The organism is Fodinibius salicampi (genome assembly GCF_039545095.1).
GTDB classification, from domain to species: Bacteria; Bacteroidota; Rhodothermia; order Balneolales; family Balneolaceae; genus Fodinibius; species Fodinibius salicampi.
The window spans coordinates 167,783-186,630 of sequence record NZ_BAABRS010000004.1; the positions used below are offsets into that span (position 1 = coordinate 167,783).

Here is an 18,848-nt window from a genome sequence, read left to right on the forward strand (position 1 = left end):
ATATATGATAGGAGTATCAGAGGCTAGTGATATTATTAATGGGATAAAGCTGAAGATAGAGACTGAGAAACTTGATATTTCTGAAACTGTTGGAATGATTCTCCGGGAATCCATAACACTGGATAGGGATTTACCCCCTTTCGACCGGGTTATGATGGATGGAATTGCTATTCAGTATGATAAGTGGGAACAGGGGCAGAGCGTGTTTCCGGTAGAGGGGTTACAAAAAGCAGGGGGACCTAAGCAGGTCATGGATGGTAGCGGACACTGTATGGAAGTTATGACCGGAGCAATATTACCAGGTAAGACGGATACTGTGATTCGGTATGAGGATATTGAAATCCAGCAGCAGGAAAAAGAAACTGTAGCAGTTATACAAAAAAGTCCGAAAGCAAAGGGACAGAATATCCATCCAAAAGGAACTAATCGCCCAAAAGGGGATCTGGTAGCGAACGAAGGCATGGTTCTAAGTCCGGCCGAAATTGGGGTAGCTGCTACGGTGGGGAAGACACGGCTGAACGTTTCGAGAGTACCGGAAGTGGCCGTTATATCCACTGGCGATGAGCTGGTACCTATCAGCCAGCGTCCGCTTCCCCACCAAATACGTCGATCAAATGCCTATACAATCTCTGCGGCACTGCGAGAGCTACATATGGAAGCAGAGCTGTTTCATCTGAATGACGATCGTTCTGAGATTTCCAAAAGACTGGATGATATACTCAAAAAATTTGAGTTGGTGATTTTAAGTGGAGGCGTCTCCAAGGGTAAATTAGACTATATTCCAGGGATTCTTGAGCAGAAGGGGGTAGAAAAACTCTTTCATAAAGTGCGACAGCGTCCGGGCAAACCCTTCTGGTTTGGAAAATCTGAGGAGTCCGTGGTATTTGCCCTGCCGGGAAATCCGGTTTCTACTTTTTCCTGCTGTTACAGGTATGTTATGCCTTGGCTGAAAAAGCAGTTAGGAATAAGTAAAAGAAATCAATTAATGGCTCAGCTTACTGTAAATTATACCTTCGAGAAAAAGTTAACCTATTTTTTGCAGGTGAAAGTTGAAATTAATGATGAAGGTATTATGAAGGCTACTCCGGTAAAAGGGAAAGGTTCCAGTGATTTAGCCAATCTGTGCAAGGGCGATGGCTTTCTGGAGTTGCCGGAAGATCAAGACCATTTTAAGGCCGGGGAAAGCTATCCTCTGTTTCTGTATCGAACTTTATAACTTTAAAGTTTATGCTGATAGTTTTTTGATGTAACTCTTAATGAAATAGTAGTACCGATCCGGATATCCGGATTTTTGTCTGGGTCATATGGAATATGTATCAAACCATGGTGTGATGTTACAACAAGTATATTTTTGTCGAATAGAATATCAATAACTTTAACAACGCCTGGCTTCATATTTTGGGCAGGTTGTGAATATATTAGTTCAGCGGGGTTTCCAGTTTGCGCTATTTTTCCCTGATGGAGCGTAATAGCACGGTCTGTGAGCTGTACTATTTCTGCTGGATCGTGCGAGACTAAGATCATGATTCCATCAAAATTAGAAGAGACGCGTAAGAGATCATGCCGTAACTTTGTTCTCATTTCTGGATCCAGGGCTGAAAGGGGTTCATCTAAAAGCAGGAGCTGAGGCTGGCGGATGAGGGCACGTCCAAGACCTACCCGTTGTTTTTGCCCCCCGGAAAGAGTAGCTGGTTTTTGATTAGCTATAGAAGTAATATCCAGCATCTCGAGAATTTCATGTAGGCGATGGCGATTTACGTCGCCGGAGAAAGCAAATTCCAAATTTTCTTGGACATTCATATTTGGAAATAGGGCATAATCCTGGAAAACAAATCCGATATCTCTTTGTTGTGGTGGTCGATTGATATTACGGTCTGAATCAAACCAGAGATTATCGTTAACCTTTAATTTGCCCGAATCAGGGGTTATCAGGCCGGCCAGTATTTTTAGTAAGGTAGTTTTACCGGCTCCGGAAGGCCCCAATATACCTATATTTTCCTGAGCGTCTATTTGAAGATTGATCTCCAAATATGGAGTAGGTCCCCCTGGATTGAGTTTTTTATAAACAGAGCACTGGATCATAAAAAATTGATGTTTCTGTAATGTTGGTAAGAGTGGACAGCAAGTAACACCAGCAGAGAAAAAATAAGCAGTATAAGGGAGTAAGAATTGGCAGCTGCATAATTCATGCTTTCCACCTCGTTATATATTGCTATAGAAGCCACTCTTGTTTTGCCCGGTATATTTCCGCCAATCATAAGAACCATACCAAATTCACCAATGGTATGCGCAAATGACATTACAATACCTATCAGGATGGAAGGCTTTATGTTTGGAATCATTACTTTATAAAACGTGGTAACTTTAGACTTCCCGAGGGTAAAAGCAGCATCTTGAAAGTTTTGGGGTAAGTTTTCAAGACCGGATAGTATTGGATTCATCATAAAAGGGAGGCTATAAATGATGGACCCCGCAACTAGGCTTGTAAAACTAAAGGCTAAATTTGATTCGCTTAAAGCAATCAGCATATAGAAACCGAGGACAGTTGGAGGTAAGACAAAAGGCAAATTGATCAGCGATTTCAAAAGCGGAGTTATTCCTGAGCTATAAAAAAAGATATAGCAACAAAGAGGGATACTTGCCGCTAAAAGTATAATCGTTGTGACCGTGGCAAGTTCAAGACTTAAAATAAATGGATACCAGAATGAGTCCATATCAGTATTTTTTTGGAGGATTTTTATAACCAAACTGTTGGAAAACACACTGTGCCCGTTTGCCAAAAAGATAGTCCATAAATAATTCAGCCCGATGTATTTGGCGATCCTGATTATCTTCTTGTTGGATTATTACAGCCCCGTGGGGAATTTTGAGTGGTAGTACCTTCCAATGGCCCTTTTCCCTTAATTGTGTCATATCAATTGCAGAGGATGAACTAAAAGCTGCACTTACTTGGTCTGAGAAAATAAATTGATTAACCTGGGTTACATTTTCTCCAAATACTAGTCTTTCCTGAACATGTTGATATAGCTCATTTTCTTTCAGCCATTGCTTGGCTGCTTTACCAAATGGGGCAAACTTCGGATTGGCAATAGCTATATTTTGCTGTTGATTCTTTTGTAGGATGTCTTCAGCTGATTTCCCTAATAGCGGTGTGTTACTCCAGAATACCAGTGATCCTAAAGTGAATATCTGAGGTTCGAAAAACGTTTTACCTTGTTCAAATACTTTTTGAGGATATTGGAGATCTGCCGACAGGAAAAGATCATAGGGAGCGCCGTGTAGAATTTGGGTTGCAAGAACACCGGAAGATGCACTAATGAGTTCAACGTCAATTTCGTATTGGTCTTCGAATGCTGCTGTGACTTCTTCCAGGGGGACTTTAAGGCTGCTGGCTACGGCAACAGTTAACTTACCGGAATGCTTTGGAACAGATCCTAAATAGCTACCTACTAAAAGCAGACAGGCCAAGAGTGCCAAATTTATTCGGTGTATTGATATCATTGACAGGAATTTATTTGATAGATGTGGAAGTCATACTACTCTATTATCCACCAATTACCGACATGGACTCTTGGAGTTTTTCTTTTCTTCTCTTTTCAGCCTCAAACCCATCTTTGGGCCGCTGTTTAAAGGTATGTTTGAAGAGATTACTGATTTCTTCGTCACTGGCTCCATCCCGGAGAATATCCTTGATGTTAAGAACACCACTATCATAGAGACAGGTTTTAAGGGTGCCTTGGGAATCGATGCGTATTCGATTACAAGTCCCGCAAAATGTACGGCTATAAGCCGCGATAATACCTAGTTTTCCCCTGTAGTTGGGAACCTTGTAGTTGGTGGAGGTAGAGTGGGGGCCAGAGGATATCGTTTTTAAATTGGGATATTCATCTTTGAGATGATTCAGGATTTTGTCGTATGTCCAGGTAAGTTTCGAGCCATTCCCGCCTTTTCCATTAAAGGGCATTTCTTCAATAAACCGTACCGACAGGTCATATTGCTGCGTAAGTTCGGCCAAGGGGATGATATCTTCAATATTTTCATCCTCCATCACTACTGTATTTATTTTAAAGGGAATAGAGCTCTTTTTAAGGAGATAGAAAGTTTCAATCACCTGATCGAATTGATCTCTTCGTGTAATTGATTTAAACCGGTCAGGATCGAGTGTGTCAAGACTCAGATTGACAGAGGTAATCCCTATTTCTTCCAGGCGTGAAATATAAGGGGCCAGAAGAGTGCCATTTGTAGTGATGGCAATCTTTTTAAGCTTTTTATTCTTGCTAATTGTGGATATAAAATCAATTAGATCTTTTCGTACAAAGGGTTCACCCCCGGTTATGCGAATCTTAGAAATTCCCAGCCCTGTTAGAATATTGATGATACGCTCGAGTTCTTCGTAGGATAAGATCTCCTCACGGGGTAAAAAATTAATGCCCTTGGCCGGCATACAGTATTTGCATCGCAAATTACATCGATCCGTCACCGATAAGCGAAGATAGGTAATAGGCCGACCGTGATTATCATAGATAACAGAATGATCAGTATTCATTAGGTAATTATATTAATTTAATTCTAATAAATACTAAATATAAATAATTATTTATCTATAACAACCTTATATAATAACAAAAAAATACTAATAACTAATATTAATTAAGGTAATGTTAATTTGAATAAAATACTTAATGTGGTGGCAATAGGAAGAGTCATTTTTATGCTATTGATTTATATATTTGAAGTATTGTGGGCAAGCTTTTTTATACTTCCGCTTTTCCTATAACATTCAAGGTCTTTTGAAGACCTGTTTCCGCCACCGACTGCAGGTCTCGTTCCCAATAATCAGGATTATATAGTTCAAGAGATACACAGCCTGTATATCCCGTTGACTTTAGATCCTTTAGTGATTGAACAAGAGGAAGTACGCCATCACCGGGGAACACCCGATGCTTGTCTTCGAGCTTTTCAACAGAAGGGCTATCCGGAGCATCAGCAAACTGAAAGATGGCAATCATATCTCCGTTTAACAGTTTTAATCCCTCAAAACCTCCTCTGCTAATATGCATATGGAACGTATCTGGAATGACCTTGGCTTCAACATGATTAGCATTCAGGGCAACAGCTGCTGCTTCTCCCAGCGTTTTAAGTGGGAAGAATTTGACAAAGACGATAGCAGGATGAATCTCATATTCCTGAACTCCTATCTCAATGATATCCCTGTAGCGGTCGGCCACCCACTTTAAATCATAATTTTCGCCTACCGTATTGGGAATCGTCTGGATGTGTTTTGAACCTATGTCAGAGGCCATACGCATTCTCCGGCGGGTATCCTGTAATGATTCTTCCCACTGTTCCCGGGTGGGAGGGAGCGCATTCCAAAGACCAATCACACTGGGTACGAACATACCCCGATCCTTAATTTCCTGCCCCAATTTATTCAGATCCCCTCCATTTTCTTCAAACTCTTGCAGTTCATTATCCCAGGGTTCAATAGCATCGTAACCGGCTTCGGAAGCGATGCGAACTTTATCTTTTAGTGAAGCGGGACGGATAGTGGCAGTATCCAAGCAAATAGGCCAGGGACTTCGACCATCCTGATATCTTTTCTCCTGCTTCTTCGGCACGCTGGACTTGCTGATCCCCAGAGCGGATACTGAACCTCCCATTAAACCTGCCCCCAGTGTAATAAATTTTTTACGATCCATGAATCTGTGTTCTCTTATTTATTGTTGTCATTGTATATATGGTTGCTAAGGTATTAAGTAAAACCAAATTCGGATAAGTAGTACGTTATCAATATATTTTTTGAATGGAAACATACATATTATGAGTTGGATTTTGAGAAAAAATCGAGCCAACTCAAAATGAAGAATTGGAAATTGATTCATGGATCTTTTTGAAGAGGAAGAAATGACCGATACATCTGGAAGCGGTAATGATTTCGTTAATCCGCATGAACCCTTGGCTACCCGCATGAGGCCCCGTTCGCTGGAGGAGTTTGTGGGTCAAAAACATATTGTGGGTGAGGGTAAGATGTTGCGGCGTATGATAGGGTCTGGCGTTATAGGGTCGCTTATTTTTTACGGTCCGCCCAGCTCGGGTAAAACGACGCTAGCACACGTTATTTCCAGGGAAATTAATGCCCAATATGTTGAACTGAATGCTGTATTGGATGGGATTAAAGACCTGCGGGAAGTGGTGACAAAGGCCGAAAAGATTCAGCAGATGAATGGCCGTAAGACCATCCTGTTTGTGGATGAAATTCACCGGTGGAATAAGGCGCAACAGGATGCCTTATTGCCTCACCTGGAGTCGGGAATTATCACGCTCATTGGGGCTACTACCGAAAATCCTTTTTATACCATGGTTGGTCCGTTGCTTTCCCGATGTCAGCTGTTTGAGCTTTATGATCTGACCAAAGACCATGTGCTGACGATGATTGATCGGGCCCTGAATGAGGATCAAAGAGGGCTCGGTAAGAGGAATATAGAGGTGACCGAAGCAGCAAAAGATCATCTGGCAGACTTTGCTGCGGGGGATATTCGCAATGCTCTTAATGCCTTGGAGGTAGCCGTATTGTCAAGTGAGCCGGACGAGGATGGCGTTATACACATTGACCTTGAAATCGCTAAGGAATGTATTCAAAAACGCAGTGTGCGCTATGATGGAACCGGTGATGAGCACTATCATTTTGCCTCGGCTTTTATTAAATCCATGCGCGGATCCGATCCAGATGCGGCACTATACTGGATGGTAGCCATGCTGGAAGGAGGAGAGGATCCGAACTTCCTTTTTCGGCGGATGCTCATCCTGGCTTCAGAAGATGTGGGGATGGCGGATCCGCATGCACTTACCGTTGTTAATTCGGCTCATGAGGCTTTTACCAAGTGTGGGATGCCGGAAGGACTCTACTTTTTAGCCCATGCCTGTATTTACCTTTCGTTGACGCCCAAAAGTAACAGTACGGGAGCTGTCTTTTCGGTTCGCAGTGAAATTAAAAATAATGGCATTGGCACTGTGCCTCCGCATCTGCGTGACAAAACGGCTAACTCTAAGCAATCGCGTTACCTGGGAGTGGAAAATGCTTCGGATGATTATATCTATCCGCATTCCCATGATCACCATTGGGCTCCCCAGCAGTATTTACCGGAAGAAGTGACCGGATCCTCTTGGTACGAACCCGGAAATATCGGACGAGAGAAAAAGCTCTGGAAACGCCTGGAAGCTATTAAAGAGGCTTATGCTAAAGCCCGGGAAAAAGAATAGGGACCAGACCCTGTCAAGTATCCAGTCCCTGCTAAGTGATCATCAAACTAATTGCACTTCTATTGGTTGTTTATATCAATTTTTAATGTTTGTTCTTTAAGTAGCGTGAGTTCCTGTTCGATATCCAGATCAAGCATATCCCTGGCTTCATTAACTCCCCAAAAGTCGGGATAGGCCGAGGTGCCGTGTTCATTTCTGTCAAGCCCGTGCAATTCTTCCGCTTCTGAAACGCGAAGTCCGGAGTAAACATCTATGGCTTTAAAAACGGCAAGGGCCGTTCCCGCTGTCCAGCCAAAAATTGCCAATACTCCCACTGATTGAATAAGAAGCTGATAAGCAGATCCGCCAAAAAATAAACCAATTAAGGATGTGGAATAAGGTGCCTGTGCAAAAAGTGCGACCGCCAGTGTCCCCCATACTCCCGCAAAGCCATGTACGGGTATAGCTCCTACTGGATCATCAATGCGGGCATATTCAAGGATTTTTGTACCATAAAACATTACTCCACCTCCAATGCATCCGATAATTAAGGCAGAAGTGGGAGAAACAACCGCACACCCCGCGGTAATAGATACCAGTCCGGCTAATGCACCATTCAGTGTATACCCCAAATCTGGTTTCCCAATTTTGATCCAGGCTATCACCATTGCAGTAATAGCTCCTCCAGCAGCAGCAAGATTTGTAGTAACAGCAATGCGGGCAAAGGAAATATCGGCTCCCAGCGTACTACCGGGATTAAAACCGAACCACCCAAACCACAATATGAATACTCCAAGAGTACCAAATGCCATACTGTGACCTGGAATTGCATTTACTTTTCCTTTGACAAATCGTCCAATGCGGGGCCCCAAAATATAAGTACCGCTAAGTCCGGCCCAGGCACCAACGCCATGTACCACTGTTGATCCGGCAAAATCATAAAATCCCAGATCAGAGAGCCAGCCACCGCCCCAGACCCAATGTCCAACGACCGGATAGATTAAGGCCGTTATACAGACGGTATAGATAAGATAACTGGTAAATTTAGTGCGTTCTGCCATAGCACCGGAAACAATAGTGGCTGCTGTCGCAGCAAACATCGCCTGGAAGAACCATTCTCCATACATCCAGGCATTTAGAGAACCATCGGGTTGGATAGCGTCAGAGAGGAAAAAGTTGCTAAACCCGACGATTCCCCCAATATCTGAGCCGTACATCAGGCCAAAACCTACTGCCCAAAAAATGACCGTACCAATTCCAAAATCCATCATGTTTTTCATCATGATATTGGCAACATTCTTAGCCCGGGTGAAGCCAGTTTCAATAAGGGCAAAACCCGCCTGCATAAAGAATACCAGAAATCCGGCAATCATAATCCACAGCAGGTCGGTAAACGTTTTGTTATTTGCGGTCTCCAGTATTTCGATTGTAGAGGAAAGGAAAACGGTATCGTCAGCCAATATGCCTTTGGGAAGACACAAAACCAGTAATCCCAATGACAAAATAATTTTAGCGAACTTAATCATTTGCCATATTCAATTAGTTTTTTGTATTTATTTACCTCTTATTATAATGAATAATAAATTAATTGCAAAAATAAATAACATTTAAAATTTAAAATAACTTAATTATTAATTAAAAAATTTAAAATCCCCTAATAATAATTGTATAGAAGGTAGGGAAAATAGTTTTGCTTTGTAAATAGTATTTTTAGCTTAAGCAGAAACAAGGTGCATACTTTTTATGATAGATTTGCAAATTATAAGCGGGACAGATCGGCCGAATTCAAATGCACTTCGCGTATCGAATTATTTGCAAAAGAGATATAAAGACGAAGGAGTTGAGGCAGGAATAATTGATCTACAGGATTTTCCCACTGGGCAAGTTACGGGAGGGAAATATGGACAGGAGCTTCCTGTTGTTGATGCTTTTGTAGACAATGCGGTACAGGCAGATGGACTCGTGATTGTTTGCCCGGAATATAATGGAGGGTATCCTGGTATATTGAAGCTATTCATTGATTACCTGCCCTTCCCCGGCAGTTTGAATAAAAAACCTATTGCTTTGGTGGGAGAGGCTAATGGAGATTTCGGAGCGCTTCGCGCAGTAGAACAACTACAGCAAGTTGTAGGCTATAGAAATGCTCATGTTTTTCCCGAACGGGTTTTTATTCCACGTATTAACAAAAACTTCGATGATGAAAATGGGATAAAAGATTCCTTTCAACAGGAGTTGATGGAGTCTCAAATAAAGAATTTTATCCCTTTTGTACGTGATTTCAAGGAGCCGGTAGTATCCTCCAGCCAAAACTAATTTATCTTCAGCATATAGCCTACCCCATGTAGGGTGACCAAGTACTGAGGATCATCTGGCTGAGTTTCTATCTTGGAACGTAATTTGGAAATATGTACATCAACTGTGCGGGTATTCGTACTAAACTCATAGCGCCAAACATTCTCCAGAAGGGCATCTCGCGATACCGGTTCATTGGCATGGGCCACCAAGTACCGAATAAGCTCGACCTCCCGGGTGGTTAGCTCGATGCTTCCTTTATCCGGATGTTCGGCCCGAGCCTTATTTAAGTCAATGTGGATATCTCCTAAATCTATTTCGCTGGCAGGAGTATTGTTGGAATATCGTTCTGATCTGCGGAGACGCGCTTGTATACGAGCCAGTAATTCTTTTACACCAAAAGGTTTCGTCATATAGTCATCTGCTCCGATATTCAGACCGGTTACTTTATCAATTTCCTGGTCCCGGGCCGTGAGTATAATAATCGGGAACGTATAATTCATGCTTCGCACTTTCTTGCAGACATCAAAACCGCTCATTCCGGGAAGCATCAGATCAAGTATCATCAGATCTGGCTTTTCATCCTTTACAATATCTATGGCTGTATCCCCGGTTTCAGCAACAAATACACTATAGCCTTCGTTTTCGAGGGTGTCCTCCAAGGTAAAGACCAAGCTCGGTTCATCTTCTACAATAACAATTTTCTTAGGTTTAGCTGACATAATTTTCAGACTGCTGAGTTAATGGAATAGATCGTTTATTTGAAGTTGGCTCGGTCGGTTTATCGGAATTATCGGAAGGCATATCCGTTAAGACTGGAAAGATTACGGTAAAAGTAGATCCTTTACCGGGAGTACTATCTACTTTTATTGTACCTCCATTTAATTCAACTAAATTTTGAACTATTGATAGCCCCAAGCCATGACCCTTGGTTTCTGCGGTAAGCGTATCTTCAGCCCGGTAGAATTTATCAAAGATATGATTGATGGTTTTCTTTGTCATCCCTATGCCATGATCCACAATCTTAAGCATAATCTCTTCGTCTGAAGCATCCAGGTAGATACCCAGATGATGTTCTTCAGTACTGTATTTGAGAGCATTTTCTACTAGATTACCGAGAATAGTATTAAAGCTATTTTCATCAAGCATGGTCTTTGGAATATCATTGTCCATATTTACTTCCAAAGTAAAGCCCTTATCGCGTATAAACTCTTCGTGATCGTCAAGATAGTTTTGAACCAGTTCATCTAGATAGACCGGCTTTGGTTCAATAAGAGACTGCCCGGCATCAGCTTTCGCTACATCAAGAAGTTTTTCAATCATTTTACGAAGCCGGACGGCCTCTTCAAAGATATGATTTCCGTAACTTTTAAGACGTTCTTGGTCCTGAACCCTTCCGTCAGATAGATTTTCACCTGCAGCCTGCATAACCGTCAGTGGTGTTTTGAGTTCATGCGTAACATTGGCCAGAAAACTGGCTTGACGTTCGGCCAACGCCCGTTCTCTTTGGGCCGAAATAAACATAAATACTAATGCCCCCAGCAGAAGTAATACCCCTGCTATGAGTACGATAAGATTTCGAGTTAAAGAAGCATTTGAAGCCTCAATGGTAGAAGAACCGGTAAATGCTACTTCCAAATTCCAGTTATCAAAAAAGTCGGGAAAGCGTTGCTTGAATTGTACCTTGTCGTGATCGTAGTTAGCTTGCTCATTGCTACTGGCAATTATGTTATTATTAGTCCAGTCCCGCATCCATACATTCATACCAGATTCTTCCGGCGGACCAAATCGTTTTTGCAATTCTTTTTCCAGAAAACGTTCGGTAAGGTATGTTTGATTTATGGGCATCGTCACATAGCCGAAAATAGTTTTCTCCGAAGGGTTAACCAGTACCACAGTAACACTTCTGTTAGTATCAAAAGTGACCTTGTTATTATACCTGTAATCGTGAATAAGGGCGCGCATCTGTGTACGGGCGATGCCCATTCCGTCACAGACTATATCAGAGATATTGCTACTTGGTATGAGTTGCTGATGTGCTTTATTATATTTGTAACCGAAGCGATTTTGTTGACAAGCCTCTGTATTTGCCGGAATAAAGTATACATCAGTAAAGATAGAATCTTCAGCTGCTTCCTGAACCCTAGTGGCGACCTCTTCGGTAAACTGGTTCGTTTTTTCAAAATGAGATTGAAGCTTTTCTATACTCGTTGAACTTAGTCCCCAGAAAGGTTTGAAAAAACGATAACGGACACGATCTGCAAACTCCGCTACTTGTAGCTTCTTGGGTTCCTGGTCTGTCTCAATGGTACTTTCATGAAGCTGATATAGCGAATATACATTCATGCCTGTGAGACCTAAGATGGCAATGACCCCGGCAGCCAGTAATACCCAACGTAGTTTGCTGTATCGTTTCATAGTGGTACCAGATTAAAATCTTATCCAAATAAGATAAGTATTGAAATATACAAAGTTTATGGGGTTTAACATTTTTTTTCACTCTTAATGTTCAAGGACTAATAAAGGAGGGGTACTATTAAAATATCCCTCCCCAATATTACGAGAAATAATTTGGATTATTGCTCCCAGCGGTTATTTATGCGATTAGCATCAGGAAACTTTCGGTACGGATCAATAACAATCTTTATTGCTTGTCCTTCTACCGTTAGCGTAGTTTTTACCGATCCTCTGAGCCAGGTATCTACCGGAATATGACGGTTTATGGTTGTACCATCAGCGAGGGTGATTTCAATGGATGTTGGCATAGGTACCTGCCCATGATCCTCAATAACAATAGTTGTACCTTCATCATTGGATTGAACATTTCCAACAGCATGATCGAGTGTCCAGGTTTCATAGTACCAGCTTCTCCAAAACCAATCCAGATCGCGGCCGGCTATATCTTCAAAGGTATTAAACATATCCCACGGATAGGGATGTTTATACTGCCAGCGGCTAAGAAAGGTCTGAAATGCATCCTGAAAAGTATCTTCTCCCAGTAACTCTCGTAGAGCTATTAACATAGATGCGGGTTTCGGATATGAGGCCACACCATAGGCAAAGCTATTATAGTGATAATCGGACCACCGCATGATGGGACCTTCAAGATCAGTATTGGTGATTTGAAGGTATGACTGAAAATCCTGGTGTTCATGGTCTACGTCAGGATAATATTCTTTTTTGGCTTGGGATTCGTTGAAGGTGGTTGTCCCTTCATCCATCCAGGCATAGCGTCGCTCATTAGTGCTTACTTGCATCGGTATCCACATATGTGCCAGCTCGTGGGCAATTACAGCATAGAGCGACTGTTCCGGCCGACCGTTATAGGCGCCGATGATTGTAATCATTGGAAACTCCATCCCGCCGCCAATGATCCCCCCCCCTTCAACGGAGGTCATGTGTGGCCAGGGATAATTCAGGCCGGTGACGTCAGAGAGTGAGCTGATGGCATGACGGGTAAATTCTGCTCCATTGGTCCACAAAGGGGCTGAGCTTCGATAGATTGCATTAATTTCAACAAAATCGTTTTCGCCATCCCCATCCCGATCACCAATTTCAGATCGGGTGGCATCCCACATCGATTCTTTGGTTACACTAAAAGCAAAATCCCGGACATTATCAGAAGAAAAGTTCCAGGTAAGGGTTCCGTCACTGCTCGTTTGTGTAACATTTCCAAAATCGTCTTCTGTAACTACGGGTACAACCTCATCGCTGCTGTGGCCCTTTTCGAGTCGCTGATATATTTCATTATTTAATACATCCTGAGCGTTCGTCAACTGACCGGTTGATGTGACTATCCATTGTTCAGGTACGGTAATATCCACATTGTAAGAAGCAAAATCATGGTAGAATTCTGCATTGCCTTTAAACTGATCAGTAAACCAACCATTGACATCATCGTATACCCGCATCTGTGGATACCAATAGGCGATATAAAATAGGTTATCTTCACTGTAGCCCATGCGTCCACTGGCCCCTCTTTGCGGAATTTTAAAGTCCCAATCTATTTCAAATTCGAGAGATTCGCCGGGTGCGAGTGCATTCCCGGGACGCAGGACCATGAGTGTTCCATCTACGTAATACCCTTGCTGAGCGCGCGAAGACTGCATTTCGCTAAGTGTCCCTTGGGCTGTTTCTATTCGGTGCAGGTTGATTCCTCCGGTTATCTCAGCGCTTTCATTACGTACTACCCCTTCTTTGTGGAGATTTTGTGCAAGTTCCAGGAAAAGTTGGTTCAGCGTATCGGGGGAGTTGTTATGATAGGTAATAGTGCTGCTTCCTTTAATCAGGGTATCCTCGGGAATGAGTTCCACATCCATATCGTATTCGGCACGTTGTTGCCAATAGTCTGTTCCCGGCTCACCAGACATTGTTCGGGTTCCTTCCTCCATGGCTTGAAAAAAAGCATGGGGTATTTCATTAGTAATGGGATTAGGAACCATTCGATCCCGTTCGGATGGCAATTGGGACTGCTTCTCCTGTTTTTGTTCATTGGTTTGATCGACTGCTGTTTGCTGACTGGCAGTACATCCGGCAAAAACGAAGGCCATAGCTACCACAGATATCGCCGTCGTTTTCATTTTGATTGAAATTGAATTAGCTAGGTATAGCATATGACGTATAATTTTTGGCTGTAAGGAAGGTTGCTATTTAATATCAAAATGTTTCTTTATTACTCCTTTGAGATCATCAAAATCAATGGGTTTGATTAGATAATCAAGGTACTTAGTGGCTTGCGCAGCCCGCCTTTTATGGTTTGGATCGTTGCTGCTTGTGATGTAAATGACAGAAATATCTTTTTCATCCTGGATCTTTTTTACGGCATCGATACCATCCATTTCACCTTCCAGTATGATATCCATTAAAATAAGGTCAGGGTTAAAGTTCTGAGCCGTTTCAACAGCTGTTTTCCCATAGACCATATTTCCTTCTGTTTCAAACCCTAACCGATTAAGATAGGTCTCATATAGGAAACTAAGGACTAAATCGTCTTCTACAACAAGTGCTTTCATTGGCTGATTTATACCCCTGCTCAAAAAGATTCTGACTGAAAATTGATTTTAAAATAGCAAAATAGAAGGGTAAGACCATATTTTTCTAATGCCATCACTATTTTTCTTTGCATGAAGTATACTTTTTAAGGAAATCTCTTCTTAATTTTCTGGGAAAGGAATCGTATTATAATAGTCTGTGCCAGTGCTAATTTTTAAGTGATATTGCATGAATTTTTCTCACCTACATTGCCATACTCAATTTAGTATGCTTGACGGTGCCGCCAGCATCAGTCAGCTTATCAAGAAGTCAAAAAATGAAGGTATGCCAGCCATTGCCATTACCGATCATGGCAATATGTTTGGGGTGCCGGAGTTTGTTAATGAGGCACAGAAGCAGGGAGTTAAGCCAATTATTGGCTGTGAGTTTTATGTAACTCCCTCTGGCATGGATGACAAAAAGGATACCACTCGCTACCACCAGGTGCTGCTGGCGAAAAATATGACGGGCTATAAAAATTTGTCTAAGCTCTGTTCGATGGGCTACACCGAGGGGATGTACTACAAACCGCGTATTGATAAGCCCACACTGGCTGAGCATGCAGAAGGACTTATTGCAACAACCTGTTGTATTGCCAGCGAAATAAATCAGACTATAATCAATAAGAGTGAAAAAGAGGCCAAGCGGATTTTTGAGTGGTATCTGAATGTGTTTGGGGATGATTATTACATTGAACTACAGCGGCACGGACTGGAGGATCAGAATCGCTGCAATGAAACGCTGGTTAAATGGGCTAAACAGTACAATGTGAAAATGATTGCTACTAATGACTCTCATTATGTAGAGGAAGAAGACTCCGAGGCCCATGATATCCTCTTAGCCCTGCAAACTAATGCGGACATCGATGATCCCAATCGATTTCGATTTACTGATGATAATAACAATCTGAACACGGAATTTTACTTGAAAACGCCGGAGGAGATGGAGGAACTCTTCAGTGATCTGCCTTCGGCAATCGATAATACCAATGAGATTATCGAAAAAGTAGATGATATTGATCTCAGCTCCGAATTGCTCCTGCCGCATTATAGTATCCCGGATGAGTATGATTCGATGTACGATTATCTTCGTCAGCTTACCTATGAGGGGGCTAAAAAACGTTATGGGGAGATTACCCACGATGTGAGTGAACGCATTGAGCAGGAGCTGACTATCATTAAGGAAATGGATTTTGTAGGCTATTTCCTGATTGTACAGGATTTTACTTCTGAGGCCCGCAAGCGGGATGTCTTTGTTGGTCCTGGACGTGGTTCTGCGGCTGGTTCTATCGTGGCGTACTGCCTGGGAATAATTAATATTGATCCCCTGCGGCACGATCTGCTGTTCGAGCGTTTCCTGAATCCTGAGCGAGTAAGTCCCCCGGATATAGATATTGATTTCGATGACAGCGGCCGCCAGGAAGTGATCGACTATGTAGTTGAAGAATACGGTCGCGATAACGTGGCACAAATTGTTACCTATGGAACAATGAAGGCGAAGACAGCCATCCGTGATGTGGGGCGTGTATTGGGAGTGCCGCTGGAGGAGGTGAACCGGATTACCAAGCTGTTCCCCGATCAGCCGGGTGTAAATACCTTTGATAAGGTTTTGGACAAGTCTAAGAATCCTGAGTCTGCGGATGATATTAAAGAGCTGTTTGATCATCCTGATCCACAGGTACAGAAAATGATGCGCTTTGCGCGTACGTTGGAAGGGTCTGCCCGGCAAACTGGTATCCACGCGGCAGGGGTCATTATTGCCCCGGGAGAAATAAGTGATTATGTTCCCGTCGCCCTTTCTAAAGACAAGGAATTAATTACCCAGTATGATGGTCCCCACGCTGAAGATTGCGGACTGTTGAAAATGGATTTCCTCGGTCTTAAAACGCTTTCTATCCTCAAAACAGCCATAGAGTATGTAGAAGAAAATCATGGAGTACACTACGAGTTGGATGAGATTCCTGAAGAGGATGAGAAGACGTTTGAGCTTTACCAGAAGGGAAATACGATCGGGACCTTCCAGTTTGAGTCGGATGGCATGCGGAAATATCTTAAGCAGTTAAAGCCTACCGAATTGGACGATCTGATTGCGATGAATGCCCTTTATCGTCCGGGCCCCATGCAGTTTATCCCCGAGTATATTGATCGAAAGCACGGTCGAAGTGAAGTGGAGTATCCACATCCAGACCTGAAAGAGCTGCTGAAACCGACTTACGGTATCATGATCTACCAGGAGCAGATTATGAAGGCCGCCCAGATTATTGCCAATTATTCACTGGGCGAAGCGGATTTGCTTCGCCGGGCTATGGGTAAGAAAAAGAAAAAAGTAATGGCCAAGCAGCGCAAGGTCTTTACTGAAAGAGCTGTTGATAATGGGGTATCCGAAGAGAAGGCCGAAGAACTCTTTGATATTATGGCCGAGTTTGCGAACTATGGTTTTAACAAATCACACTCGGCGGCGTATTCTGTTGTAGCTTATCAAACTGCGTTCTTTAAGGCCAATTATCCGCCGGAATATATGGCCGCGGTCTTAACGCACAATATGGGCGACATTGATAAGGTGTCCAAGTTTATTGAAGAGTGCTACCATATGGGCATTACGGTAGATCCTCCGAATATAAATACGGGAGCCGGAAAGTTTGTAGCGGTGGATGGACGAATTCAGTATGGAATGGAAGCTATCAAGGGGGTGGGTTCCAATGCCGTGGATGAGGTAGTGAAGGAGCGTAAAGAAAATGGAAAATACGAGTCGATTTATGATTTCGCCCGTCGCATTGATCCTCGCGTTTGTAACAAACGCACCCTTGAGGGGTTGATTCAGGCGGGAGCCTTTGATTCTTTGAATCCAAACCGTCGAAAGCTGTCCAATAATATGGAAACGATTATCAGCTACGGTTCAAGGGTGCAAGAGATGGAAAACTCTAATCAGTCGGATCTGTTTGGAGACGGCAGCGGAAGTGCCTCTGCTATTGATGAGCCAGAGCTGCAGGAAATTAAACCATGGTCGAATATTGAACGGCTCAATAAGGAACGGGAACTGATTGGCTTTTATCTGAGTGGACATCCACTGAGTAAATACAAAGAAGATATACGTATCTTCTGTTCCCATACCTTAAAGGCTGAGGAACTGGAACAGCTCAATGATCGTACTGAAGTTCGGTGTGCCGGTATTATTACGGAAGTTAAACGGGTAACCGATAAAAAAGGACGTCCCTTTGCCTTTTTGCAAATGGAGGATTTACACGGCACGGTAGAGGTCATTGCCTTTAATGATGTGTACGACCGAAATTTAGGCATGATACAGGTCGATACCTTAGTCGTCGTGGATGGTAGTATTGATACCCGCCGCGGGAAACCCCAAATTATAGCTAACAGTTTTGAACGAATCGAAAGTATGCGGGAAAAATATCAGGATCAGATAGAGCTGAAGCTGGATATTGATACTTCCCAGGTAGATGAGAGTGAGCTGCAGGAAATGGCTAATCTCTTCAAGAATAATCAAGGACAAACGAATGTACACTTTAATGTGTTAAGCAGGGAGGCAAAGCGACCTTTTGCCATGCATGTGCGTAAATACGTGGTGGATCCCAATGAAGAGTTAATCGGCGGATTGAAATCACTGCTGGGCGAGGATTCTGTTCAAATGAAACGGAGCGTGAATGGCAGAAGATAAATTTTTGTAATAGGTCGTATAATAAGAAGTGATATGATAGTTTTGTAAATTTATAAGATATTAACATCGAAATTAAATCGAAGGATTTAACTTTAACTAACGGACAAAATGTTATTATGAGTAAAGCACTAGAACTCACAGATGAAACGTTTGAAGAAGAAGTATTAAATGCTGATGCAGATACTCCTGTATTGGTGGATTTTTGGGCTGAATGGTGTGGCCCATGCCGGATGGTCGGGCCTGTTGTAGAGGAATTGGCTGAAGAGTTTGAAGGAAAAGCGAAGGTAGGTAAGGTAGATGTAGATTCTAACTCTGAAACATCCACCAAGTATGGCATTCGTAGTATACCCGCTCTGCTCATTTTTAAAGATGGAGAAGTAGTTGATCAGATTGTAGGAGCAGTACCTAAAGCCCAGCTTAAAAAACAGTTGGAAGCGCAGGTTACAAACTAAAAGAGTGCACTTTTTTAGTATTGGAGGCGGTGGAAGAGATTCACCGCCTTTGATATTTTAATCGCATTTTACAAATATGACCTTCACTTCTCTCCATTATCATTTTATTTTAAACTCAATCCTGTAATTATTGAACAGGAATGGTACTGTCGATTTTCAAAA

At 42.5% G+C, this 18,848-nt stretch carries 15 protein-coding genes; 5 read left to right on the forward strand and 10 right to left on the reverse strand.

Annotated elements, in window-relative coordinates:
* The first annotated feature begins 4 nt into the window (after positions 1-4).
* Positions 5-1,216 carry a molybdopterin molybdotransferase MoeA gene (locus tag ABEB05_RS14300; RefSeq protein WP_265791215.1) on the forward strand — a complete coding sequence of 404 codons (1,212 nt, stop codon included), beginning with the start codon at positions 5-7 and terminating at the stop codon, positions 1,214-1,216.
* 2 nt (positions 1,217-1,218) lie between these two features.
* Here the strand turns inward: ABEB05_RS14300 and ABEB05_RS14305 are convergent, their stop codons facing one another.
* The 5 genes from ABEB05_RS14305 to ABEB05_RS14325 all read right to left on the reverse strand — a co-directional run bounded on the left by ABEB05_RS14305 (position 1,219) and on the right by ABEB05_RS14325 (position 5,699).
* Complete coding sequence (locus ABEB05_RS14305) at positions 1,219-2,082, reverse strand: ABC transporter ATP-binding protein (protein ID WP_265791214.1); 864 nt, start codon at positions 2,080-2,082, stop codon at positions 1,219-1,221.
* A complete protein-coding gene (gene modB, locus ABEB05_RS14310) occupies positions 2,079-2,714 on the reverse strand; it encodes a molybdate ABC transporter permease subunit (RefSeq protein ID WP_265791213.1) in 636 nt (211 codons plus the stop codon). The genes ABEB05_RS14305 and modB overlap by 4 nt, the downstream gene beginning before the upstream one ends.
* Position 2,715: 1 nt before the next feature.
* Positions 2,716-3,501 (reverse strand): molybdate ABC transporter substrate-binding protein, encoded by a 786-nt coding sequence (gene modA, locus ABEB05_RS14315; RefSeq protein WP_265791212.1) that lies wholly within the window; start codon positions 3,499-3,501, stop codon positions 2,716-2,718.
* A gap of 43 nt (positions 3,502-3,544) precedes the next feature.
* Complete coding sequence (moaA, locus tag ABEB05_RS14320) at positions 3,545-4,546, reverse strand: GTP 3',8-cyclase MoaA (RefSeq protein ID WP_265791211.1); 1,002 nt, start codon at positions 4,544-4,546, stop codon at positions 3,545-3,547.
* Between the two features lie 208 nt (positions 4,547-4,754).
* Entirely contained in the window at positions 4,755-5,699 is a 945-nt protein-coding gene (locus tag ABEB05_RS14325) for a sugar phosphate isomerase/epimerase family protein (protein WP_265791210.1), read from the reverse strand.
* Between the two features lie 181 nt (positions 5,700-5,880).
* Between ABEB05_RS14325 and ABEB05_RS14330 the strand changes: the two genes are divergently transcribed.
* Positions 5,881-7,260, forward strand: coding sequence for a replication-associated recombination protein A (locus ABEB05_RS14330; RefSeq protein ID WP_265791209.1), 1,380 nt, complete (start codon positions 5,881-5,883; stop codon positions 7,258-7,260).
* 59 nt (positions 7,261-7,319) lie between these two features.
* On the opposite strand, the gene ABEB05_RS14335 is transcribed toward ABEB05_RS14330, so the two are convergent.
* Positions 7,320-8,765, reverse strand: a complete 1,446-nt coding sequence (locus tag ABEB05_RS14335) for an ammonium transporter (RefSeq protein WP_265791208.1) — start codon at positions 8,763-8,765, stop codon at positions 7,320-7,322.
* 217 nt (positions 8,766-8,982) lie between these two features.
* Here ABEB05_RS14335 and ABEB05_RS14340 point away from each other — a divergent pair, with 217 nt between their 5' ends.
* Complete coding sequence (locus ABEB05_RS14340) at positions 8,983-9,552, forward strand: NADPH-dependent FMN reductase (RefSeq protein WP_265791207.1); 570 nt, start codon at positions 8,983-8,985, stop codon at positions 9,550-9,552.
* Here the strand turns inward: ABEB05_RS14340 and ABEB05_RS14345 are convergent.
* The 4 genes from ABEB05_RS14345 to ABEB05_RS14360 all read right to left on the reverse strand — a co-directional run bounded on the left by ABEB05_RS14345 (position 9,549) and on the right by ABEB05_RS14360 (position 14,543).
* The gene (locus ABEB05_RS14345) at positions 9,549-10,253 is read right to left on the reverse strand and encodes a response regulator transcription factor (RefSeq protein ID WP_265791206.1); all 705 of its coding nucleotides are present in this window, start codon (positions 10,251-10,253) and stop codon (positions 9,549-9,551) included. The two genes, ABEB05_RS14340 and ABEB05_RS14345, sit on opposite strands and share 4 nt — an antisense overlap.
* Positions 10,243-11,949, reverse strand: coding sequence for a sensor histidine kinase (locus tag ABEB05_RS14350; RefSeq protein WP_265791204.1), 1,707 nt, complete (start codon positions 11,947-11,949; stop codon positions 10,243-10,245). The genes ABEB05_RS14345 and ABEB05_RS14350 overlap by 11 nt, the downstream gene beginning before the upstream one ends.
* Before the next feature lie 158 nt (positions 11,950-12,107).
* Positions 12,108-14,111 (reverse strand): M1 family metallopeptidase, encoded by a 2,004-nt coding sequence (locus tag ABEB05_RS14355; protein WP_265791203.1) that lies wholly within the window; start codon positions 14,109-14,111, stop codon positions 12,108-12,110.
* Between the two features lie 66 nt (positions 14,112-14,177).
* A complete protein-coding gene (locus ABEB05_RS14360; protein WP_265791201.1) occupies positions 14,178-14,543 on the reverse strand; it encodes a response regulator in 366 nt (121 codons plus the stop codon).
* Between the two features lie 208 nt (positions 14,544-14,751).
* On the opposite strand from ABEB05_RS14360, the gene dnaE reads away from it, so the two are divergent.
* A complete protein-coding gene (dnaE, locus tag ABEB05_RS14365) occupies positions 14,752-18,234 on the forward strand; it encodes a DNA polymerase III subunit alpha (RefSeq protein ID WP_265791199.1) in 3,483 nt (1,160 codons plus the stop codon).
* A 116-nt stretch (positions 18,235-18,350) separates the two neighbouring features.
* Positions 18,351-18,686, forward strand: a complete 336-nt coding sequence (gene trxA, locus ABEB05_RS14370; RefSeq protein WP_286669183.1) for a thioredoxin — start codon at positions 18,351-18,353, stop codon at positions 18,684-18,686.
* Positions 18,687-18,848: the final 162 nt, after the last annotated feature.